At 64.6% G+C, this 543-nt stretch carries 1 protein-coding gene; it reads left to right on the top strand.

The window, feature by feature from the left end:
- Window positions 1-543: AAA family ATPase (locus AB3X89_RS40155; protein WP_368588048.1), on the top strand; the 543-nt coding region annotated here is incomplete at both ends.

The following is a 543-nucleotide window of genomic DNA, read 5'->3' on the forward strand; positions in this document are numbered from 1 at the left end:
CGGTCCCGGAGCTCGAACCACAACAGGCGAAACAGCGCTTCCTGCAGGTGTTCCGGCGTTTCATCGGCGTATTCGCTCAGGCCGACCATCCGCTCGCACTGTTCCTCGACGACCTGCAGTGGCTCGATGCAGCGACCCTGGACCTGCTCGCGGACCTGCTGATCCAGCCGGACCTGCGCTATCTGATGGTCATCGGCGCCTATCGCGACAACGAGGTGGATGCCGCTCATCCGCTGACAGCCCGGCTTGAAGCGATCCGCAGCGCGGGCGCAAAGATCGGGGAAATCCGGCTCGCGCCGCTGACCGGTGCGCATGTCGGCCATCTGATCGCGGACGCGCTGCACTGTGCGCCTGAAAAACTTGCGCCCCTGGCGCGCCTCGTGACCGACAGGACAGGTGGCAATCCGTTCTTCGTAATCCAGTTCCTGCACGCGCTGGCCGAAGGCGGTCTGCTGGCATTCGATCACGATGCGCGGCAGTGGCGCTGGGATACCGAACGCATCCAGGCCAGCGGTTACACCGACAACGTCGTGGACCTGATGG

It is taken from the genome of Paraburkholderia sp. BR14320, assembly GCF_040948665.1.
Lineage (GTDB): Bacteria > Pseudomonadota > Gammaproteobacteria > Burkholderiales > Burkholderiaceae > Paraburkholderia > Paraburkholderia youngii.